This is a genomic window from Bacillus sp. FSL K6-0073 (assembly GCF_038006085.1).
In the GTDB taxonomy this organism is placed as follows: Bacteria; Bacillota; Bacilli; order Bacillales; family Bacillaceae_G; genus Bacillus_A; species Bacillus_A cereus.
In genome coordinates, this window is the sequence record NZ_JBBOUN010000004.1 from 205160 (window position 1) to 229586 (window position 24427).

A 24427-nucleotide genomic window follows, 5' to 3' on the forward strand; every position below is an offset into this window, starting at 1 on the left:
GTTTTCGAAATAGACATTATATCATAAATATTAGTATGCAACTATTCATATTTATATAAATAGTTTAAAGGTAAGTGTATATTTAATTTTGTAATTATATTTATATTTTACTTATATTAAAGGAGGAAAATTTATGAAAAAAACTGTTGTAACATTGTTTGCTGCAGGAACAATGTTAGGTGCGCCTTTTTCAACTGTATTTGCAGAAGAACAAGTATCCCAAAAAGAAGTAATGGATAAAATGGAAGTGCAACAAAAAAATTGGAATGAGGAACAAGGAAGTCCATCATTTCTTTCAGGTGAATTATCTGATAAGAAGGTAGAAACTCAAAAAGCAGTGAAAGAGTTTCTTGAAGAAAATAAAGAATTATTTAGGGTAAATCCACAAACGGATCTAACACTAAAAGAAGTGAAATCTGATGATTTAGGTATGAAACATTATGTTTATACAAGGTCTGTAAATAAAGTACCTGTTGATGGTGCACAATTCATTGTTCATACAGATAAAGAGGGTAAGGTAACCACAGTAAATGGAGATGTTCATCCGGCTGCTGCAAAAAGTTTGAAAGGTAATACACAAGCAAAGATTACAAAAGAAACAGCTCTTTTAAATGCTTGGAACCATATTAAACTTACAAAAAATGATACATTAGTAAAAGTAGATGGAAATACATTAGACCAAGTGAAAGAAAACTTAGAATCTACGAATGAAAAAGCAGATTTAGTTGTATACGAAAAAGACGGAGGGTATTTTCTAACGTTTAAAGTGCAATTGCAGTTTATCAAACCTTACGGAGCTAATTGGCAGATTTATGTGAATGCGGAAAATGGAACAATAGTAGATTCATATAACGCAGTTACAGATGTAGAGAGTGCGCAAAAAGGGTATGGACGTGGAGTATTGGGGGATCGAAAAGAATTGAATACAACATTTGATAGTGTAAAGAGAAAATACTATCTAAAAGACACAACAAAGTCTATGAATGGAGGCTATATTGAAACATTTACGTTAAATCATAGTGATGCAGATTATGCAGTTAACTATCGTCTACTTGATGCTGATAATGCTTGGATAAATAAAGATCAGGGTCCTGCGGTCGATGCTCATTATCATGCTGGAATAGTCTATGACTACTACCAAAATATTCACAATCGTAACAGTATTGATGGGAGAGGGGGAAAAATTCGTTCTGGCGTGAATTATGGAGTGAATGTAAACAATGCATTTTGGAATGGACAGCAAATGATTTATGGAGATGGAGATGGAAGTGAATTCATTCCACTTTCTGGTTCTCTTGATGTCGTCGCACATGAATTAACTCATGCCGTGACACAGTATTCAGCAGGTCTTCGATACGTAAATCAATCAGGTGCATTAAATGAATCTTTCTCTGACGTATTTGGGTATTTTGTTGACCCTGCAAATTGGGATATAGGAGAAGCTGTATATACGCCTGATATTTCTGGAGATGCACTTCGTAGTTTATCAAATCCCGAAAAATATGGACAACCTTCTCATATGAGAGATTATCAAATACTTCCGGCGACTAAGGAAGGTGATAATGGAGGGGTACATATTAATAGTGGAATCCCGAATAAGGCTGCATATCTAACAATCGATGCTATTGGTATAGAAAAAGCAGAAGAAATTTATTATCGTGCGTTAACAACATATTTAATGCCAACAAGTGACTTTAAACAAGCTCGTACAGCTTTATTGCAATCTGCAGCAGATTATGATGGTTATGATAGCGCAACATATAAAGCGGTAGAAACGGCTTGGAATCAAGTGGGAGTAGAATAACATAAAATTCATCTATAAAATTTAATTATAAAAGGACCTAATTCTTTCTATATATAAGTAATATTATTCCCTTTAGGTAGACAGTGTAAAAAGGACTATGTGAATACATGGATGTTACACTATTACTTAGAGGGAATTTTCATAACTAAAAAAGCTCAACATTTAATACATATTCAGAAGAATTAAAGTTATTTAAACGGAGAAGGAAGTTACGATATGATAAAGAAAAAATATCAGATTAGAAGCTCTATTCAGCTTGAAAATTGGGTAGAAAAATATAAAGAATATGGTGAGGAGTACGGATACTCGTGGGAGAAATAATAGAATGAAAGGGGTTCTGTTGCAAAGTTTCTTAAACCTAGTTACAATCTAGAAAAAAGAGGCGAGGAGAATCACACATGCGATATTTTAAAGGGAAACAATTCAAGAAAGACATTATTTTGGTAGCCGTAGGCTACTATTGTCGTTTTTCTTTAAGTTATCGCGATGTATCTGAAATTTTGAAAGAACGTGGTGTATCGGTTCATCCCACAACCATCATGCGATGAGTTCATGAATATGAAAATCTCATTTATCAGATTTGGAAAAAGAAAAACAAATCTGCACAACTATCTTGGCACTTAGATGAAACCTATATCAAAGTGAAAGGTGAATGGTGGTATCTCTATCGAGCAATCGATAAAGATGGACACACATTGGATATTCAACTTCGCAAAAGACGAGATTATCAAGCGGCATATGCTTTTATGAAAAGACTAGTGAAAATATTTGGAGAACCAACGGTTCTTACAACAGATAAGGCGCCCGCGTTATTTTGCGCGTTTAACAAATTAAAAAAACAAGGCTTCTGCAAGAATACCACTCACCGTACAATCAAACATTTGAATCCTCTCATCGAACAGGATCATAGGCATAGCAAGCGACGTTTTGCCAAATCAGCAGGACTCCAAAGTATTCGTCATGCTTTACGTACCTTGAAAGCCATTGAAACCGTTCAAGATCTATATAAACGAAAACGAAGTTTGCAACAACCAAACTTCGTTTTTTCAACGTACAATGAATTACATCAATTATTAACGAGCGCATAAAATCCATCTGCAATCTTACCAACTTTTTATCTACTAAGAATCTTTGCAACAGAACCTTAATTTTAATATTGACAATAGATAGGCGTAAATTGAACATAAGAAGCAAAACGAAAAATTTAAGTAGCTGATTGAACATAAGTCCGATATTGTACTGGGCTTATGTTCTTTAGTTTTTACTCAATTCTTTTATGGAAGGCATTTTTCTGTATAAAAAATAGGCTCCATTAATGGAGCCCCAAACGAACTAAAAGAAAGAACAGACATACAATAATATATCATGATTTTCAGCTGATAAAAATTCAATTTTCACTTTTGAAAAGAGTAAAAAAACGTTAAAAATCTCACAGATGTATTATTATATTTCATGCGTTAGTATTATGTCATTAAACCTATTAGATTGGAAAACAAGTCTCTTATCGAACTATTTGAGAAATACTTCCTTTTTAAATATTAGGTTAGTTTCATGTCATTTGAATATAATGGTGTTAAAAAAATTAGCTCGATTCCTAAAAAAATAGACATGTTGATTAACAGTAGGAAAGCAATTATTACTCTGGGGTCCATCTGCTATATCGATTATATAACAAAAAATTTGTATAAGTATATAACGACTTCTTTAAACTATTCACCATTTAACGTCTTTATTTTGGTAACCACAACTTGAATATAATTGACTAGAAACAAATATTTATGTGTTAACTAGACTTTGCTTCTTATACCATTTTTCTTTGTAATCCAGTATATTTCGAAGGTGTGACCAAGATACTTTACTAATTACTTGTGCAAGTTTCTTGAATTTAGCACATTCCATATTTGTATATCCCAATACCAATTACATTCTGCCTTCTAATGGATAGTAATTCAAGTAATCTTTTTTGAATTACTAATATGTTTGTGGCTCTGTCAATTTCAGACATTGTATATTTGATTTCCGGAAACGGATGTTCCTTGCGGAAAAAAGTGCGTTTTGTTGCCAATAACTTGCTTTCTTATATACGAAACAATTTCTTGTATGTAGCTCTGTTAGGACTAAAAGAAGATATTATTTTTCGGAAATTCAGCCTCGATTATAAAAGATGAAATTTATCTACCACTTGAATCCTGACTAATAATAGCATTTAGAATACCTCCTATTACTACACGACTTTTTTAAAATTCAAAACTTTGACTTTAAGTAGTCTAATTCAATTTTCTATTATAGTAATATTCCCATTTGTTTGCTTTTGTGTGTAAGATTGAGTCCTATTCCGTTTTGACTTCAATCGCGGGGGCACGTCCTGTTTCTTAAAAAAGTATGAAAAATGACCTCTTATCTTCTTTTATATGGATTAAAGCGCAATGTTATCTACTTCTTTTAACCATATCCTATATTTTTGCTATTTATAATTGAGTAAGCTCAGTAGATTAAGAATGATAGATTAATTCTTTCCCAGTTTATTTGTATGTATTATTACATATAGTAAGGAAGTAATTCTATTAAAATTGATTACATCCAATAGTTTTGGCAGTTAAGATGTCTTGTCTTTTATTTGATTAGATACGAAGTTTATATGATTTATTCATTAATATGGATTGTACTTCACTTTTTTGAGGAATATGAGCCTTCTGTAGGAAAATGATAAACTAAGTAGGCATTATTTAATGTGTCTCAATGCAAATAATTATTCATTTAGCTTAGTGTAAAATTTTGTAGATTAGATTAATACGCGTATTGTTCGAATTTATTTTATAACAATATTGTAACTACTCACCACTTCACTTCTTTTCTGGCTGTTTGAAGTAAGTTTCTAAGGAATTAAATGGATATATTAGTAATCTATAGTGCCGATCAAAAAATCAGCCACTAACCTAAGGAAATTTCAAAACATAATACATGTTAATAATGGGGTATAAATATATAATTCCATTAAAATAGAGAAAATTACGGAAATATATTTTAATGCGTATTTATACTTCTCGGTCTTTTATGGTTGCAGCGAGAGCATTATGGGTTTCTTGTATAGTTGTTGAAACGATTATTAAATTACGAGTTTACTATATTGTGACTTGCACATGCATCCGGAAGGAGGGTTTCTTTCGTATAATTCGCACAAAAAATATTGCGTACAAAATGAACTTATATCGTCCAGTTTTGCAAAAAACAAAAAATAAATTTGACAACGGAACTTTTTATCGTTTTTCTTTTGAATCTAAATGATAGTCTTATAGAGGATAATTTTTAGAAAGGTGTGATGTGATTTGTTAGAATTAAGTTTTAGGGATATTGCAATATTTCTAGGCGATGAGTTAATTCCATCTTCAAATATTCAGAAAAAGTTCCGAATTTCATGGTAAAAATAATTTATAGATTTCATTTACTATTTTCACATGTGGGGGTTGATATGAAAAAATGAAAGGTAAGATAACATGAATCTATATTTTAAAAAAATCATAGCATTATTGATAATGAACATTTTGATAATGAGTACTAATTTAAATACTGTTTTTGCAGTAACAAAATCAAAAAATGTTCAATCAATAACATCTAACTCGGAAAACGTAAGTGATGTCGAAATGAAACCTTCAACTGATCAGAAAGGGAATACAGAAAAAGTCGATCTAGAATCTAAGACAAATAATATAGTAGAAAATGGAGAAAAAAATGGAGTTTCATCATCGTCAAAAAACCAGGAGTTTTTACCAATTGAAGGGAATTTTGAGATTCCAAGTAAGGCAAATTCTGTTGCTGAAGGTGATACAGTCCATGTAACCAATAATAATACGGGACAATTAGGTGCAGTTTGGTCTAAAAAGCAACTTGATATGACTCAAAACTGGAAAACCGAGATGAGTATACAATTCGATTCATTAAATCTTTTGAATGTTGCAGATGGTATGGCTTTTGTTCTTCATAATGATCCAAGAGGAATAAATGCAACAGGAGATAGTGGTCAATCACTAGGTGTGTGGAAGACATCTCCTGCGGGATCGACACAGGATTATATTGATAATGGATGGGCTATCGAATTTGATTTCTATCACAATGGAGATGGATTAGATGCTATTATCAACGAGAATTTTGGATATATGCATATAGCAAATTCAATGACCCGTTCAGAGTTTGATGGTAAAGGTATGGTGCATAAAAACCTACAATATATTTATTACTTAGTAATGCATGGACAGCATAAATTAGAAATTCAGTGGGATGCAAAATTTAAAAATCTAACGTATCGATTTTTAAATGAAATGGGAAATGTATCTTGGGAGGAAAATGTACATATTGATCCCATGGTGGTTTTTGGTAGTAATAATGTATTTTGGGGTTTCACAGGTTCAACTGGTGCAAAAGCAATGCATCAAACTATAAAATTTAAATCAATACCTCAGACAATTCAAGCAAAAACCAAAAGAAAGACGTTTGTCTTAGGTGAAAAAATTAAAATTACAGACGATAATATAAGTGAATTTCTTACAATTGAGAGTGGTGATAATGTAAAATTAAAAGATTCATCATATTCATTCTTTGCAAATGTTGTTGGTGATAATCAAAGTATTCATATCGATTTAGTAGACAAGTATGAGAATGAGAAAGAATATGTTATTCCTGTTAATGTTTATTGGGGAAACTCAATTTTATTAAGAGGCGATAATGACTATTCAATAGGAGCCTTTACAATAGACCATGATGGGAAGTCAAATTATATATCGGCTGCAGAGGGAATAGCTCGTGGAGATAAAGATGGGAATGTACATTCTCAATTTGCTGATAAACAATATTTTTGGATTGGACGTAAAATTCCAAATCAAAGTACTCAAAATCTAAATGACATAAAAACAGATATTGTTATTACCGCACTAGGAAATGAACTTGCAAAAGAAAAGATCCAATCTTTTAATAGTGGTACACAGCGAATAGATGTAAATTCAGGTGACATTATTGAAGTATGGCATGCCGAATCAGGAAAGAGAAATGTATTAATAGTTAATGGTGAAGAGACTGTGCAGCATGCAGGACTGAAAAACGTGTATTATGAAATATCAAAAACTACATTTACCCCCTTACATGTTAATCAGCTAACTCCTAAAAAAGTTAATATAAAAAATGGGACTTCTAATCAAGAATTGATAGAAAAATTAGGAGATAGCATTGATTTGAAAGGATATGAGAATATTAGGGTTGAACGTTTTAAAGATAAACTTCCCGATACAAAGAAAGATGGAGAACAATTAATAGATGTTGTGGTAAGTGAAACACTAAAATCAGGGAAAAAAGTAGAATATATTTATACTGTTACATATATAGTGAATCCTGTTGTAACCGAGAACATATATAGTAGTGACGGGAATTTGTTAGATACAATACAAACAGAGCTAACATATGGAGTAGATTCATTTTCACCTGAACCCAAAAATCGATTTGAACACGATGGAATACATTATAAATACATTGGCTGGTTAGCAGGAGATCAAAAACCCGGTGAAGGTGTCCCTCAAGCAGGTAAACCAAATACTGTAAAAGAAACGACAACGTTCAATTATATATTTTTGGACATGAAAAAATTGATTAAAGTTACGATTCCAATTGAAATGATTTTCTCCTCAAATGATAAAGAGACAGGAAACATTCAATCTAATAATTATTATATCGAAAATCATTCTGATGAAGTAAATTTGAATATAAAATTTGTTTCAATGGAAACAAAGGAAAATGCAGGAATAAAATTATTAACACCCTCTGATAAAAATCCAAGTTTAGGGATTGAAGAATCAATGCGGTTAAATTTAGTAGCAGATGGCATAGAAAGAATAAATAGTCTTAATGAAATAAGTGGAATTACAGAAATTGGAACACTGAACCCAAAAGACAAATTAATGATAAATTTTACAGGAACGTATTTTGGAAAAATAACAAAGGATAAAAAAAATACGAATCATAATTTAGTTTTTAAATTTAGTGTAAATTAATAATATACTCAGGGAGTTAATTATGCTAAAAGGTAATATTCACAAGAAAAATAAAAAAAGGAATTTACTTATTGTTTTTTTTCTCACCTTTCTAGGTGCTTTAACAATCTATACACTAAATACTAGATTTGCACCTGAAATCATTGCGGGAGATTTTTTGCCAGATGAAAAGGTAACACAGAAAATAGATAAGAATAAAATAGCGCAAGAAAAGGTTGATGCTTCACAATTTACCTTAAGTATCTATCCAGAGGCAATTTTTGAAGAAAAATCAGGAAAAGGATTCCTTCATATTAAAAATGAATCAAGTAATGTTTATCCAATAAACGTAAAAATAAAAATTGATAATACAAATGAGATCATTTATGAAACAGGTGCCATATATCCTGGAAATGAAGTTAAACAAGTAACTTTAGAAAAAAAGCTAAAAGCAGGTAAATACAAAGCCACAGCGGATGTTGATATATTTGATCCGAAGAGTAAAAAGAAACAAGGAACAACTCAAGCAGAAATGCAGATTATTATACAGAACTAGGTAATAAATATTAAATTTATTTAAATAGTAAAAACAGAAAAGAGGAATTAATATGAGAGTACAAAAAAAATTAGCAAGTATTGTTTTATTAGGTATGATGGCAATGGGAGGCGGAGTAAATACGTTCGCAGCAGAAGGTGAATATCAAACGATAGAAGGTCAAACAGAGGCAAATATTACAGCTAAGGGTGTTATTGGCGAAGCAGATAATACAGATCCTGGTGAAGCTATTCCAGAAGGAGATAACAAATGGATTAATGTAACACTACCAACAGATGTTGTATTTTTCTCTGATGAAAAAACAGAACATAAAACAATTGTTTCGCCAGAAAATTATAAAATTATCAATAACTCTGGTAGACCTGTAAAAGTATTTTTAAAAGGTTTTACTGGTAAAGAGGACACGGCAGTAAAAACCTTGAATCTTGTTTCGAAAATTGAAGGAGATTTTGAAACAAAAGAATTAATTAGGGATAATAAGATAGCTGTAACTCAAGAATCTGAATTAGTAAAGTTAGCAAATAACGAAGGGAAGTTAGATGAAAAAGATGCAAATAAAGAAGTAAGTTTCAAATTTACTGGAAATGTTGATGAAACGTTACTTGGAGAAGAAAAACAAAATGTCGAATATAAAATGACATTAAAGTTCAAAGCTCTAAAAATGGATGGGACCGAAGTTGAGTAAGCAGTTGGCATTAAAAATGAAAGGTAGAAGGACACATAAGAAAGCATTAATGAAACAATTGTTCTTTAGCATGTGCTTCATATTTATTCTTTTTGAAACAAATATTTCATACGCATCAGAAATATTAAATCACCAAACAACAAACACAAGAGTATATGGTATACTGGGGGAAGATACAAACAATAATAATGAAGTAGAAGAAAATCAACTCCATCCAAAAGAAGAAATATCGACTATAATAATAAATCCAGATAAAAAATTACCTGAAACCGGTGGGTACTTCTCTTTTATCTCAACCTTATTAGGAACAATGTTAATATTTTTAGGTATTTTAATGTCTATAGCGAAATGTATTAATAAAAAACGTAATTGTTCAGAAGCGATAAGATAGAAAATCTGGCATGATTATTTAAAACCAATTATACATAAAGGGAAAATTCAAATAATAAAAACCGCTTTAGATCAATATTAAGTGAACCCGTATAGTGATATATGAAAAAAACACCTCCTGAATTCGCATACACTGTGAACTGACCCACGAATTTGGTACATGAAAAAAACACCTATGCTACCTGTTTCTTGTATTCTATAGGAGACAGGTAGTTTAACTTTTCTTGAATACGTTCCGTATTATAATACTCAATGTAATCGTGAATGAGTTGTTTGAGAGTAGAAGTTGAATGTATTTGTTTTTCTTGGGAATAAAACAATTCAGATTTCAATGAGGAATGAAAAGATTCTATTACGGCATTATCATGACAATTTCCTTTACGGGACATACTTGTGGTAATGCCATTTTTTTTAGATAACATTTGGAAAGCGTAGGAGGTATACACGGCCCCTTGATCACTATGTAGTATAATTTGAGTCTTTTGTTGCAGTTTTATCGCCTTCTCAACTGTTCTTAAGACGAGTGTTACGTCTTGTCTGTTACTTATTTCATATGCAATGATTTCATTGTTATATAAATCCATAATACTTGATAAATACAACATCTCTGTACCAAATGGCAAATATGTAATGTCTGTAACCCATTTTTCATTTGGCTTGTTAGCTTGAAAGTTTCTATTTAAGAGATTCTCTACAACAATTCTACTTTCTCCATTGATCCAGGTTCTTCTCTTTCTTTTAACCCTACATTGTAAATTTTTCTTTTGCATTATTTTTTGTACAGTTTTTCGATTTAGGTGATAATTATATTTTCGTTTCAATAAAGCAGTAACTTTTCGATGTCCATATCGAAAGTGATTTGTCATACAAATTGTCAAAATAGCCTGTTCTAATTTTGCTTCCTTTACATCTTTCACTTTATTTTTCCATCGATAATAAGTAGAACGAGGTATACCAATTAATATACATATCTCTTTAATGGAGTACTCATCTTTCATCAACTCCACTACTTCTACAACTACTTCTTTAACCAACTCCTCTCGATTTCTTGGTACTTTTTTAAAATATCTAGTTGCATTTTTAATTTCCGATTCTCTATCTGAAGCTTCTCGATTTCAGTTATACCTTCTTCACTAGCCTTTTGTAGCGTACTTTGTTTTCCTACAGGGCGACTAAAACGATACGTTTCACCTTCACGATGCCACTTCATCCAAGTTTTAATCTGTGCTTTATTTTTAATTCCTAATTGTTCCATAATTTCTTTATTTGTGTATCCTTGTTTTTTCAGCTCGATTGCTTTCCATTTAATTTCTTCTGAATAAGATTTTCTCGTTCCCATAAAAGAAACACCTCCGTATATTCGTATTTAAATTAAATACGGTATAAGAGGTGTTTTTTCCTTGTCTTATTTCATTGGGTCACTTCACACGTATGAAAATTCAGTGGAGGTGTTTTTTTGTTTTAATACGAGTGTTCATCATCCAGAAGGAATAATATGGAAAGTAGATGAGATGACAAAGCACAATAAAGCATTTAAATTCCGTTTGCATCCAACAGAAGAACAAGCATATCTTATGCGTAAAACCTTAGGTTGTGTACTTTTTGTGTATAATAGAATGTTAGCTGAACGAAAAGAAGCGGATGAAAAATACAAAGATGATAAGGAGCAACTAAAGAAACAAAAGCCTCCAACTCCCGCGAAATATAAAGCAGAATTTGAGTGGTTAAAAGAAGTGGATTCATTAGCTTTGGCAAATGCTCAACTAAACTTGCAAACTGCCTATAAGAATTTCTTTAGTGGTCATAATGACTTTCCAACATTCAAAAGTAAAAAAGACAGAAAATCTTATACATCGAATGTAGTAAACGGAAATATCATGTTGCTGAATGGTCATATCAAATTACCAAAACTGAAAATGGTACGTATCAAACAACATAGAGAGATACCACAAGATTATAGAAACAAGTCATGTACAATTTCTTTGACACCTACTGGTAAATACTATGTGTCCATCTTGACTGAATATGAAAAAGAGATTGTACGAAAAGAAGTAGAAACAGTAGTGGGGTTAGACTTTGCGAAGGATAGATTATACGTTAGTTCCGAGGATGAGAAAGTCAATTATCCTAAGTTCTATCGTAACATGTTAGAACGATTAGCAAAGGTACAACGAATATTATCAAGGCGCAATAAAGGTTCTGAGCGTTGGCATAAACAACGTATTCGTATAGCTTAGTTACATGAGAAAGTAGCTAACCAACGTAAGAATTTCCTTCATCATGAGTCTAAAAAGTTAGCTGATCATTTTGATGTCGTAGCTATTGAAGATCTAAACATGAAAGGAATGTCGCAAGCACTTCATTTCGGAAAAGGTGTCACTGATAATGGATGGGATATGTTCACTTCTTTCTTAGCTTATAAATTAAACGAACAAGGAAAACAACTTGTGGAAATAGAATAATGGTTTCTTTCCACCAAAACATGTAGCAATTGTGGAAATATAACTTTGTCTGAACGAATCTATTCGTGTATATGCGGTGTAAATCTCGATAGTGATTATAACGCAGCTATCAATATCAAAAATGAAGCAATACGCCTATTAGCATTAGGATAAATAGCAATAAAGAAACCTTTGGAACAAGGGTGTTAGCTCGGCTGTCTAAGGACAAATTCGTTAGCTATCAAAAGTAATGATTAACCGAGTAGCCCCCACTTCAAACAGTCCGTTAGGACGTTAAGTGGCGGATAGTTCACTTTATTGTTAAGTTCTTGTAAGTTACTTGTTTGGATTGTATCCTCAGTTTGATTTTTAATCTCTTCGAAGCTGTTTTTATTTTTAGACATGGCTATACTCCTTTGTAGAAACAGTAAAGTATACTTATTATTATTATTATTATTATTATTATATAGTTAAATTTTATTCATTAGATAAATTTCATTAATAGATCCCCTCCACATCACCATCAAGATAAGAAAAGCTAATACCCCCAAACGAAAAATCGTATCTCCAAGAGAAACTTTCATTTTTTTGTTACGGAGTGTTATAAAATTCTAAATTTAATGGGCATTGGGGTGAGTAAATATTATGCAGAAATATCATAAAAATTAAGTAGAAATGAATTATACAGTGAAAACTATACGAAGAAATATAACTTTGATTCAAACTTGTCAAATTTCAAATGTATCTAGCACTTCATTATATAGAAAGCTATCGTAAGGGAAATATGATCATTCCCTATTCCATTTATCCATTAAGAAATTCTTATTTCAATAAAAGAGGTGTGTCGATATGTCATTAACATCTACTGTATTAAATATATTATTCAAAAAGGGGGATGCTAAAAGGGATAGAGGGTTAACTACTCCAGAAAATATCGAAAGATTTGACAACCTTAATTATTATGGAAATATAAGTGAAGAACATTTGCTTGATGTGTATTATCCAAAGGATACGGAAAAACTTTTGCCATTAATTATATCGATTCATGGTGGCGGTTGGGTGTATGGGAATAAAGAGGCTTATCAATTCTACTGCATGAATTTAGCCCAGTACGGGTTTACGGTAGTAAACTTCAATTACCGTCTTGCACCAAAGAATACATTCCCAGCAGCTCTGGAAGATGTAAATTCAGTATTTCATTGGGTAAAGAACAATTCTACAAAGTTTCATATGGACTTAAATAATTTGTTCATTGTAGGTGATTCAGCAGGAGCACAGATAGCAAGTCAGTATGCAGCAATCATTACTAATTCAAATTATGCAAAACTTTTTGACTTCAAAATGCCAAATATAAAAATAAAGGCAATGGGATTAAATCACGGAATGTATGATCCTCTGGATAGATTAAAAAACAACGATACGAAAAAATGGTACAGGAATCTTTTAAATGCTTTGATGAAGGACTACCTTGGAAAGGAATTTCACAAATATGAAAAGGAAATGGATTTCCAGTCAAACATTACGTCATCTTTTCCTCCTTCTTTCGTGACTTGTAGTGTTAATGATAGAGTGGTTGGGATTCAACCTGTTTTCCTTAGTAAATTAAAATCTGCAGGGATTCATTATATTTACAAAGAATATGGCCATGAAGACAAAACAAGCGGTCATGTATTCCATCTAGACTTTAGAAAAAAAGAAGCAACGATACTTAACAATGAACAAATAGAATTCTTCCGCCAATACATAGGAAAGCGAGTGGATGTCTAGTAATTCAAACAAATTGAAGATGTCTTGAGTTGAATCATAGTCTTTTAACAAAATAAATCAGATCACCAGAAACCGAGGGCTTACGAACATTAGCCTTGGTTTGAAAAATCATAGAACCGTAGGAATCCACGGGGATAGCTTGGTCAATAAGTACGCTCTATTCCCAAGAATCTCCCACTTCAATCAGACCGTAAGGTCAATAAGTGGGGGGGATTCAAAACTTCATGTACTAAGTACAGGTGATCTTAAATCAAAAAAATTGTTTAATTCTTTTTGTTTTTTCTGTAATACCAGCTGTCGTATTTTGAACATTGTAGAAAAACAAAGTGAAATAGCGGTTCACTGTCTATAAAGATAACATTCTAGACGCACTTGCTAAACATTATGATAATAATTGATACCTAAAAGAGAGATTCATGTTTTAAATACAAAATTTACTTGCCAACGTAGAGAATAAATCTTGTGAACATGTCCCATTGGAATAAATCCTAATGGAATTTTGGTACTATAAACATTAATTTCTGTTAAACGTTTAATTTTTTCGAAGTATGTAATCCTATATTCTTTTCTCAATAGAATTTTGTTTCCTACGTTTATGAACTTGAGTTAATTTAAATCTTTATATGACAAATTGCGAGGAGAAATCTTGCTTTCCAACATAGGTATTTTGAATTCCATAAGTATCTCCTGTTATTTTGATGTATGACATTTCCAAGGTCAAGTAAAGCACATAAAGATTGCATTTTTTACTGTCCCATTTTGAAAGAATTTAGGGGATTTACTCTCTCTTAATTACTTTATTAACATATTATTATGTAAACGATTGTCATTTTATTAATCTCATAAATATTCGAAACGGATTGTATAATGAAATCTTTATATTTATAGGTTTATTAAACTTATAATTTTAATATCGATGCGATTCTTTACGTAGATTAAATCATATATTTAATTAACATCTTTGATATCTTGAGTTTTTTGGTCTATTATATTTCCCTACAATTTCACTAGTAGATACTTAGTTTTGTGAGGAAAGTATTATCATAATATATTTGAAAATAAATGTACATTATACCTACTTGACTAATTAACAGGTTACATTCAAATAATTCCGTGTATAAAGCATTTTTTGAAATGTATTTCCCTTTTAATTTTGATATAATCACAACGTAAAATAGCTTAAATTAACTGATTAAATATATCAACAAATGTATTGTTAAGATTTGTTGATATAAAATATTCTTATTTTATCTATAAATACTATTTTGTTATTACCTTTATTGATTTGATTAATAATGAATAAAAGTAATATATAAATTATTAAAGAGTAAATGAGATTTTATTCTGTAAAAATAGTCTCTATTAAATTGTAAACAGGGCGGGAGTTGTTGTATTTAGGGTGATTAATATTTATAGCTTTCACATAAGGATTTGTACAATAAATAATTTTATGTCAAAACGTGTTACTTGTTTGTTAGGAGGGATGAAATGAGGGATTTTTTCAAAGATAATTACAATAATAATGAGTCTAATAGAAAGTTAATGAACTTAATAAGTGAAATAAGTGAATACAAAGGGAAATTAGTCGCGTATCAAGAACAATTGCCTCATATATTTCAGGATTTAGAGGAGAGTATATCCTGTCAATACGTAAAAAATTTTAATGATATTTATGTGAGGAAGAAAGTTACAAATATAAGGTTAAAGGAATTATTATTCTATGATGCTGTACCTCAAACTGTCATTGAAGATTCAGTTTTTTGTTATCATCGAGCACTTTCCTTAATACAAAAAAAAACTTGTACATTATCGGTAAATCCAGATACCATACTAGAATTACATTTCCAATTATTTAATTATATTACCTCTGATACTGCAAAATGGCGTAAGAAACCACTTTCCATCCTAGGAACTCCGGAAAACGGAATTCCTACTATTTGTTACCGCCCCCTACCGCATACACTTATTCCACAGACTATGGAACAATTATGTAATCAATATAATTGTTTAATTAGTAGTAAAGAGATTCACTCACTAATATTGATAGCGCGTTTTATGCTGAATTTTTACTGCATAGTTCCTTTTAACCAAGGAAATGAAAAACTAGCGCTCATGCTAATAAAATTATTATTAAGAAAAAGTGGAAATACATTTGTGAAGTATATTTGCTTAGATAAATATTTTGAGAAGAATGAAGTAGAATACTATGATTCACTTTATAAATCATCTGTTAATTGGTACTATAATGAACATAATACTAGCTTTTGGCTACAAACGCTTTTAATTATTATTTTAGAGGCCTTTCAAGATTTGTATGATACAATTTTAGATTCCATATACAAGCATACAAAATTTGAACGTATTCAAAATTTTGTTCTCAAACAAAATCAAACTTTTACTAAGGAGAATATCCGTGATATATATCCAGATATATCTAAGAGTACTATTAATAAAGCATTGGCTAATCTACACGTATTAGGTCAAATAAAGTTAGTTTCAAAGGGAAGAACTGCTCATTGGTTGAAAGTTTAGTTGACAATATGTATGATTTAGGTCTATTGAAGGATAGTTTACGTTGAAAAATTCATTTATTCACACTGTTCCTAATTAGCTCGGTCTCGTTCTGCTGCAGCTTCTATTCACAACGGGGAAGGTGTTACAATTTAGACTTTATAAAATAATCTTACATCTTCTGTATTTAATGCGGGAATTTTAAAAACATCCAACCGAAATATTTGTTGGTGTTAAACACTTGCATAGCTACTAAAGAGGGAATTTTTATGGCTAATAATGATAAGATAGCACCTACCAATTGTTTCGAATTACTTTAGGTTTTTCTTCAATAGATTTTATAAAAAACTAAATGCTATATATTCAGGAGTTAAAAATATGCAAGCAAAAGAAAAGAGAATAAAAATTTTAGATTTACAAGATTACCATTGTAAAAAATGTGATTTTTATGGAAAGAGTTATAAATATTGTATAAATAAATGTGAAATTGGGAAAGAAATATACCAGTTAGGAATTAAGTTGTTTGAAAAAGAAGCAAACGATAAAATAAAAAGAAGGGAAAAGTGGAAGGAACATTGTCGTAGAGCAGTGGTTATGAGAGAACAAGGTATGTCTTACTATCAAATTTCTAAAATTTTGGATTGTGATAGTGGGAGTTTGTATAAGTATTTAAAGAAAAGTGATTTTTATAACTAAATCTCACATATTTTATCATAAAAAAGGGAATAAGGAGAATGTGTGAATAATCAATACCTCATAGAGATTATTGTACACTATCATAAAGTTGAGAAAACAAGTCATTACCAAAATGAATAAGTATAATTTTTTGTAATTAGTTAACAAAAAAATTTGGGAACGTACAAATTTTAAGTTGAAAGATGTGTGAAGTAATGACTTTAATTATACTTTGTTAATATTACAGTTGAGAAGATAGTAACAAATCATGAAAAAAATCGAATTTAAATTTATATATTTAGTCTTAATAGGGTAATCATTAAGACAATACCGTTAGATGTCCTTTAAAAAAATTGCAACTTTCAATGTTTACAGAACCTTAAATAGTTGTTTTGTATTTATATTCTAAGTTAAACATTTATAAATATTGCTTTTCTTACGGTTAGTCAAGCAATATTTATATGGAACATCTGGGTATGAAGGTGCTTATTTATAAATGGTGGAAGAAATCTTCTGCAAAATGAATATAGCTTGGTCCAATTGAAGAGAGCTGCGGAAACAGTCAGTCTTCAAATAAAAAATGAATTTAAACAAAGGCATTCCCTAGGGGGGGCTTTGTTATGATTAAATATTAATTTCTCGAGGAATTAAATATTAAAATTCAAACCACATATGTGTAAATGTCCAAGACATAATAAATAAACTTAATTTTTTAATAGGGATAAGATTTGAATAGAAGTAGCCACTTTCCTGTCTAAAAAGGATCTATTTTTATTTCTTCATACAACTAGTAATGAAAAGGAGAATTATTCTACCAATATTAATTTTACATTAAAACCGTGTTTAATTGATAATTAAGTTGTGTTATAATATACATAAAAATTAAACGTTATATTGTGAGGTACTTAATGCATTCAAACACATTTATATATCATATGACTCATTATAGGAATTTATCAAAAATATTATCTTCAAATGGTCTCGTCTGTGTCTCTAACATCATGAATAATGGACAAACATATTGTAATATTGCTAATAATGAAATACAAAATAGACGAGCTTCTTACTCAGTTCCAGTAGAACCTTTTGGAACATTGCATAATTATGTTCCATTCTATTTTGCTCCTAAATCACCTATGTTGTACAGTATTTATAAAGGTAATGTTATACAATATACTGAGGGACAAGAGCCTCTTATTTATCTTGTATCGTCAGCGCAAAAAATTAAGCAAAATGGGGTTCCTTTTTGTTTTACTGATGGGCATGGGATAATGCATTTCACTGAGTATTACAATGATCTTAAAGAATTGCACAATGTTGATTGGGATATAATGAAGAGTAAATATTGGCATGACACGATTGAAGACAATGATAGAAAGCGTAGAAGAATGGCAGAATTTCTTGTTTATCAATATGTCCCGCTTGATTGTATTATAGGAATAGCAGTTTATAGTCAAAAATATAAGGAAGAAATTGAAAAAATATTAACTGTACATAATGTTTCTTTACCGATTGAATTAAGGTCTAATTGGTATTATTAAGGTGGTGGCAGAAAATGATTAAAATAACAAAAGGAAATTTGTTAGAAGCTGATGCACAAGCTTTGGTGAATACAGTTAACACAGTCGGTGTAATGGGAAAAGGTATCGCCCTTCAATTTAAGCAAGCATTCCCTGATAATTTTAACGCTTATCAGAAAGCATGTAAAATTAATCAGGTTCAGCCTGGGAAAATGTTTATATATAAAACACACCTTTTAGGGTCACCAGAATATATTATAAACTTTCCGACTAAAAGACACTGGAAGAATAAATCGAGAATTGAAGATATTAAGAGTGGACTTACCTCTTTAAGAAATGAGATTATTAATTATAATATAAAATCCATCGCCCTACCTCCTCTTGGATGTGGTAATGGGGGCTTGGATTGGAGTGAAGTAAAGCCCTTAATTATAAAGTCATTAGAGGATTTAAATACTGCAGTTTATCTATATGAACCTTCTGGACATCCAGATTCATATAGCATGAAAATAGGTACAACTAAGCCAAAAATGACAAAAGCAAGAGCTCTTTTACTATTATTAATGGAGCAATATAGAGCTCCGGGATATCACCTTTCGCTCCTCGAAATACAGAAATTAGCTTATTTTTTACAAGAGTGTGGCGAGCCTCTACGTTTAAACTTTGTAAAAAATATATATGGTCCGTATGCAGAAAACTTAAATCACGTTTTAATTCGTTTGGAAGGACATTATATTCGTGGTTACGGTGATCGAAATTCTAAATCTGAAATTAACTTGTTTGAAGATGCAATATTAGAAGCTAAAGAATTTATTTCTAATGACAAAAAATCTTTAAAAAGGCTTCAAGAGGTAAAAAATTTAATAGAAGGATTTGAAACTCCGTATGGTATGGAACTTCTAGCTACTGTCCATTGGTCTATCAAATACGGAAATAATTCAATAATGGATTTTGATAAGATTATAAATTATATCCATAGTTGGAATGAACGTAAAAAACACGTATTTAAAAATAATCATGTGAAAAAGACAATGCAACATCTAGAGATATTTATGTAATAAATTAATGCCTTTTAAAGTTTATTTAAATGGGATTTCAATTTTAAGTTACTTTCATATGACTATCAATTAAAATTGTATTTAATGTAAAATTAGACAAATTCAGACAAAACAGTACAATGATTATAAAAAGTCAATGTACTGTTTTGAAGTTTGAGGTGAAAAAATTGAGTAATCGAGAAAAACAAGTGTATCAAGCACGTGTAGAACGTCATAAAGAAAAAATGCCCTGGTATATTATTGAATATATTGAGGAGAAAACGAACCTCTCCCCTGCTACTTTGTATGGATATTTAATTGAATATGAAATGTTTTTACAATGGTTGATCTCCTCTCGTCTTGCTACAGCAGATGGTGAAGTTGTAACGAGAATACATGAGGTACCAATTGAAACATTGGAGCACCTCCCTCTTAAACAAGTAAAAAGGTTTAAAAGTTATTTAGAGAGACAAGGTAATAAAACCAAGGCAGTTATACGGACATTTTCGGCTCTAAAGTCATTATTTAACTACCTAACAAGCAATACTGAGGATGATAATGGAGAATGTTACTTTTATAGAAATGTTATGGCCAAAATGGAAATTCATAAGGAAAAAATTGACGCTGCAGCGAGAGCAAAAGAAATTTCAGAAGTTATTTTCCACAATAATGATGATATTAAATTTATGCGCTTTTTATCTAATGAATATGAGCAAATGCTGCAAGAAAACGCTCCTGGTAAATTAAGATTCTTTAAACGTGATAGAGAGCGTGATATTGCAATTCTAAGTTTAATCTTAGGTACAGGCCTTCGAGTCTCAGAAGCAGCTAGTTTAACTATTTCAAGTATTAATTTGCGTACTCGTTATATTAAAGTCGTACGCAAAGGAGATAAAAAATCATCTATTTTAGCAACACAAACAGCCCTTGATGATGTTCAAGAATATCTTAAAGTACGTGCTGTCCGTTATAAGTGTCCTGATGATGAAGATATTCTATTTGTAACGAATTATAAAGGCTCATATGCGCAAATTTCTGTTAATGCAATACAAAAACTTACAGAGAAATATACTAGAGCATTTGACGAAAAAAAGAGCCCTCACAAGTTGCGCCATACATACGCAACTAATCATTATAATGAAAACAAGGATCTTGTTTTGTTAGCAAACCAAATGGGACATAATTCAATGGAAACAACATCTTTGTATACAAATATTGATGATTCCAAACGCCGGGAGGCTATTGAGCGTTTAGAAAAACGTCAACTAGAAGAAACAATTGATGAGGATATTTGAAAAAGCTATTTCTAAATGAAGTGACCCCTAAAAGTTAGACACGGTTATTTCATTAGGCAGCTTGATAAAAGTGAGTCCGGTATTGCACCGGGCTCATTTTTAATTTTGCCTTTATCCGTTTTGTATTATAATAATCTATATATTTTTCTAATTCTATTTTGAAGTGCTCTACACTTTCAAACTCTTTTATGTAGAGAAACTCAGACTTCATGATTCCAAAGAAATTCTCCATTACTGCGTTGTCATAACAGTTGCCTTTACGAGACATACTTTGTACGATACCTCTTTCTTGTAATGCGTGACGGTACTGTTTCATTTGATAATGCCACCCTTGATCTGAATGCATCAGTAGTTGGTGATTTTCAGGTAAACCTTCTAATGCTGTCTCTAACATTTCTGAAACAAGTGAATACGTCGGTCTAGAGCCAATTGTATAGGTAATGATTTCACCATTATACAAGTCTAATACAGGTGATACATACAGTTTCTCGCCGAATAATTTAAATTCCGTAATATCGGTTACCCATTTTTCATTTGGCGTATTTGCCGTAAATTTACGTTCTAAAATATGGGGTGCAATTTTACCAACTGTTCCTTTATAAGATTTATATTTTTTCATACGTATAAGGCATTTTAAACCTAACTCTTTCATAATTCGTTGCACTTTTTTATGATTCACTATTTGATTACGATTGGCTAATTCATCACGAATACGACGATATCCATAACGACCTTCGTGTTCATCATAAATCGCTTTAATTTCTATTTTTAAATCGGCATCTGGATCAATTCTATCCATTTGTTTTACATAAAAATAATAGGTGCTTCGAGGGATACCCGCTAACTGTACTAATTCTTTCACTTGAAACTCACGCCTTAATTCATAGACTACTTGTGCCTTGTCTTGTTTGGTGATTTTTCCTTGTTTTGAACTAAGGCATTCAACTTTTTTAAATACGCATTTTCCATACGTAAGCGTTCTAATTCAGCTTGTAACGCTTCAACTGAACCTTCTGCCGGAATTTTTTTCGTATCATGTTTTGTGTTTTTATTTTTCATGGATGGACGCCCCTTTTTCTTTGGTTCAAGGGCATCTAAGCCACCTACTTCAAATTGCTTCTTCCATTGATAAACCGTTGTAAAAGAAGGAATCATGAATATAGCCGCTGTATCCATTAACGATATACCCGATTGAGCCATAAAATTTAGTACGTCTAGTTTAAACTCTACGGTGTAATTTGTATAGACCTCGTGTAAACCTTCTTCTCCATGGAGTTCGTATAAGCGCAACCAGTATTGAAATTGTGCCTTTGTAATATGCATCTGTTTTGCATATTCTGTTTGAGAAATTGTTTTTGGATTAAATCTTTGGACGAACTTTAACTTTGACTCCTTCGTAAATTTTGTCATACAAAAAACTGCACCTTCAATTGTTAGACTGTGTCTAACAATTGGGGTGCAGTTCAAAATGAAATAGCTTTTTCAAATATTAGTATAAATCTACATACTATAAATAAGAGTATGTAGATTTATACTAAGTAAAGATGTATTTTATTTAGAGTTACTCTTGTTTTGCTTGAATTCCATATATCTATCTTCTATTGTGTCAGTATTAATATATATTGCATGAACTTCTGATTTATTTATATGACGTGTTTGTTCTTCAATTTGAATTAGCATCTTTTTCAGCTCATCAATTTCAATTCTTTGTTGCGCTAAGATATTAGTTAGTTGAGAATGACTTTTTGTTGATGAAACCCTATTTTCTTTATCTGCCACTGAAGCAAAAAGTAATCCAGCATACATAATGGAAACAGCTAAGTAATCTGACATCCCTCCCTTAGTCATAAAATAAATTGATAGAGCTATACAAAAAAATGTAGCAATTGTAAAGAACCGTTGGTCCTCGAAATGTTTTCACTAGTCTTTTCATAAAGGCATATGTCGCTTGATGATTTTTTTTTGCGAAGTTGAATATCCAATGTGTGCCCATTTTTATCGATTGCTCTATTGAGATAACGCCATTCTCCTTTGACTTTTATATATGTCTTATCCAATTTCTAAGATACTTGTATTCTTTTATTTTTTCTTCCAAATTTGATGGCTAAGGTTTCCGTATTCATGAACCCAGCGCATGATGGTTGTTGGGTGAACTGAGATTCTATGTTCTTTTAAAAATTCAGAGACATCATGATAACTTAAAGAAAAATGAAAGTAGTAACCGACGGATATTAAAATAATATCTTTCTTGAACTATTGTCCCATTAAAGTATCTCATTTGTGTTTCTCCTTACGATTTTTTCTAGAGTTTAGCCTCATTTAGAAAACTTTGCAACAAAATCCTTTACTATTCGAGTTTTCATGTTAATTAAATTATGTTTAATAATATTAAGATTTATTTATATATCCTCTGAATGAACTTTTTAAATATTTATTTGGATATAAATCATTAATCATTGCGTATGGACTTCCATTCCAGTATCTTACTACTGGTGTCCATAGTCTATGCCTTTTTAGCCACTTCATTGTGTATTGCTGAAATAATTGATTATCTGTCAGCTTTTCTTTTTCTTCAATTGTCCACTGTAATGCATCCAGCGCTTTCTCTCTCGTCCAAAAGCCACTAGGTGTCACCTTAAATTCCCATTCTTTAAATTGATTCGGATATAAATCATTAATCATTGCATATGGACTATCATTCCAATATAATTGACAGGCTCCTCTCAATCCTAATTGAGCTAGCCATTTAATTTCGTATATATTCTTCAACTGATCCGGATTTAATTTTTCTTTTTTTTCAATAGTCCATTTCAGTGCTTGTAACGCTTTTTCTTTCGTCCAAAACTTATTAGGTGCCTTAGTAAATTCCCATTCTTTAAATCGATTTGGATATAAATCATTAATCATCGCATACGGGCTTCCATCCCAGAGCACCCTTAAAGGTGCACTTAGTCGCCGTTCATTTAACCATTTTTGCCCATAAATTTGCAAGAGTTTTTGGGGTGATAATTTCTCTTCTTCTTCAATTATCCATTTTAATAATTGTAAGGCCTTTTCTTTCGTCCAAAAATTTAACGGCGTCATTCTAAATTCCCATTCTTTAAATTGATTCGGATATAGATCATTAATCATCGCATATGGACTATTGTCATATTTATGCTTCAATACGCCACGTAATCGATATTTCGCAATTACTGTGTTATTCCAATTCTGTTTTATCTCTTCTTCGTTCCAATTTAAAATGTTTGTTACTAAATACCTTGTTACTCTTTTAGCCATTTCATTGTTTTCATCTAAATTCCAAGTATTTCGTGGGAATCTATTTCTTTTTCCATCTAATATCTCCTGATAGATGTCCTCTATAGTAATTGTGTCCATGTTCATCCCATAACCCTTCTATAACAATATGTTTATATATAGTTAAAATGATTTTAAAAAATCATTGATATTGGATAATATAAGTTTTTAATGGTTTGCAACCTGTGCTATGAACCAAACATGAATATAATTCTGCATACATGTTACGTTAACAACTTTTATTTAACTATATATAGTTAAATGTATTTATATAGAAATGTATTCTTCTGTTCATTTTCTTTCGTTATAAAGGAATATGGTCGACCGTTTTTCGAATTTTTCACAAAAATATGTATTGTATCTATTTTAAGAAAATACCACATACGTAGTGAATCATCTGAATTATAGATGATTCGTCAAATAAGAGGAATAATC

At 31.0% G+C, this 24427-nt stretch carries 15 protein-coding genes and 4 pseudogenes; 13 read left to right on the forward strand and 6 right to left on the reverse strand.

All coding sequences use genetic code 11. From position 1 onward, the window contains the following. Positions 1-133: 133 nt before the first annotated feature. From MHB52_RS35050 to MHB52_RS35075, 6 genes and pseudogenes are all read left to right on the forward strand, one after another. On the forward strand, positions 134-1804 hold the full coding sequence (locus MHB52_RS35050) for a M4 family metallopeptidase (protein ID WP_061663662.1): 1671 nt from the start codon (positions 134-136) through the stop codon (positions 1802-1804). A gap of 398 nt (positions 1805-2202) precedes the next feature. Further along, positions 2203-2892 (forward strand): annotated as a pseudogene (locus tag MHB52_RS35055) (IS6 family transposase). 2460 nt (positions 2893-5352) lie between these two features. Beyond that, positions 5353-7839: an L-type lectin-domain containing protein gene (locus tag MHB52_RS35060; protein WP_340769151.1), complete on the forward strand. Its 2487-nt coding sequence runs from the start codon at positions 5353-5355 to the stop codon at positions 7837-7839. 22 nt (positions 7840-7861) lie between these two features. After that, positions 7862-8374, forward strand: coding sequence for a hypothetical protein (locus MHB52_RS35065; protein ID WP_061664856.1), 513 nt, complete (start codon positions 7862-7864; stop codon positions 8372-8374). 52 nt (positions 8375-8426) lie between these two features. After that, positions 8427-9059 (forward strand): hypothetical protein, encoded by a 633-nt coding sequence (locus MHB52_RS35070; RefSeq protein WP_061664855.1) that lies wholly within the window; start codon positions 8427-8429, stop codon positions 9057-9059. Then, complete coding sequence (locus tag MHB52_RS35075) at positions 9052-9450, forward strand: hypothetical protein (RefSeq protein WP_061664854.1); 399 nt, start codon at positions 9052-9054, stop codon at positions 9448-9450. The genes MHB52_RS35070 and MHB52_RS35075 overlap by 8 nt, the downstream gene beginning before the upstream one ends. A gap of 172 nt (positions 9451-9622) precedes the next feature. Here MHB52_RS35075 and MHB52_RS35080 read toward each other — a convergent pair. Then, positions 9623-10788 (reverse strand): IS3 family transposase gene (locus tag MHB52_RS35080; protein WP_197227684.1). Its coding sequence is split into 2 segments (ribosomal slippage): positions 9623-10491 and positions 10491-10788, totalling 1167 coding nucleotides; the frame shifts between segments, so codons are not numbered across the junction. A gap of 172 nt (positions 10789-10960) precedes the next feature. On the opposite strand from MHB52_RS35080, the pseudogene MHB52_RS35085 reads away from it, so the two are divergent. Together MHB52_RS35085 and MHB52_RS35090 are read left to right on the forward strand one after the other, a co-directional pair. Continuing rightward, positions 10961-12064: pseudogene (locus MHB52_RS35085) on the forward strand (RNA-guided endonuclease TnpB family protein). 675 nt (positions 12065-12739) lie between these two features. After that, positions 12740-13657: an alpha/beta hydrolase gene (locus tag MHB52_RS35090; protein ID WP_061663087.1), complete on the forward strand. Its 918-nt coding sequence runs from the start codon at positions 12740-12742 to the stop codon at positions 13655-13657. Positions 13658-13872: 215 nt separating this feature from the next. Here the strand turns inward: MHB52_RS35090 and MHB52_RS36925 are convergent. Further along, positions 13873-14443: pseudogene (locus MHB52_RS36925) on the reverse strand (IS4 family transposase); the annotation flags it as partial. Positions 14444-15145: 702 nt separating this feature from the next. Between MHB52_RS36925 and MHB52_RS35095 the strand changes: the two are divergent. From MHB52_RS35095 to xerS, 5 genes are all read left to right on the forward strand, one after another. After that, positions 15146-16189, forward strand: coding sequence for a Fic family protein (locus MHB52_RS35095; RefSeq protein WP_061663088.1), 1044 nt, complete (start codon positions 15146-15148; stop codon positions 16187-16189). Positions 16190-16546: 357 nt separating this feature from the next. Next, a complete protein-coding gene (locus tag MHB52_RS35100) occupies positions 16547-16864 on the forward strand; it encodes a zinc-finger domain-containing protein (RefSeq protein WP_061663089.1) in 318 nt (105 codons plus the stop codon). An 887-nt stretch (positions 16865-17751) separates the two neighbouring features. Continuing rightward, positions 17752-18384 carry a type II toxin-antitoxin system toxin DNA ADP-ribosyl transferase DarT gene (gene darT / locus MHB52_RS35105; protein ID WP_061663090.1) on the forward strand — a complete coding sequence of 211 codons (633 nt, stop codon included), beginning with the start codon at positions 17752-17754 and terminating at the stop codon, positions 18382-18384. Between the two features lie 14 nt (positions 18385-18398). Continuing rightward, complete coding sequence (gene darG / locus MHB52_RS35110) at positions 18399-19421, forward strand: type II toxin-antitoxin system antitoxin DNA ADP-ribosyl glycohydrolase DarG (RefSeq protein ID WP_061663091.1); 1023 nt, start codon at positions 18399-18401, stop codon at positions 19419-19421. Positions 19422-19588: 167 nt separating this feature from the next. Beyond that, complete coding sequence (gene xerS, locus MHB52_RS35115; RefSeq protein WP_061663092.1) at positions 19589-20695, forward strand: tyrosine recombinase XerS; 1107 nt, start codon at positions 19589-19591, stop codon at positions 20693-20695. 52 nt (positions 20696-20747) lie between these two features. Here the strand turns inward: xerS and MHB52_RS35120 are convergent. From MHB52_RS35120 to MHB52_RS35135, 4 genes and pseudogenes are all read right to left on the reverse strand, one after another. Continuing rightward, positions 20748-22105 (reverse strand): IS3 family transposase gene (locus MHB52_RS35120; RefSeq protein WP_140159033.1). Its coding sequence is split into 2 segments (ribosomal slippage): positions 20748-21649 and positions 21649-22105, totalling 1359 coding nucleotides; the frame shifts between segments, so codons are not numbered across the junction. A 141-nt stretch (positions 22106-22246) separates the two neighbouring features. Continuing rightward, positions 22247-22528, reverse strand: coding sequence for a hypothetical protein (locus MHB52_RS35125; protein WP_061663095.1), 282 nt, complete (start codon positions 22526-22528; stop codon positions 22247-22249). A 58-nt stretch (positions 22529-22586) separates the two neighbouring features. Then, a pseudogene (locus MHB52_RS35130) lies at positions 22587-22973 on the reverse strand (IS6 family transposase); the annotation flags it as partial. A gap of 110 nt (positions 22974-23083) precedes the next feature. Further along, entirely contained in the window at positions 23084-24079 is a 996-nt protein-coding gene (locus tag MHB52_RS35135) for a DUF4046 domain-containing protein (protein WP_340769171.1), read from the reverse strand. Between the last annotated feature and the right edge of the window lie 348 nt (positions 24080-24427).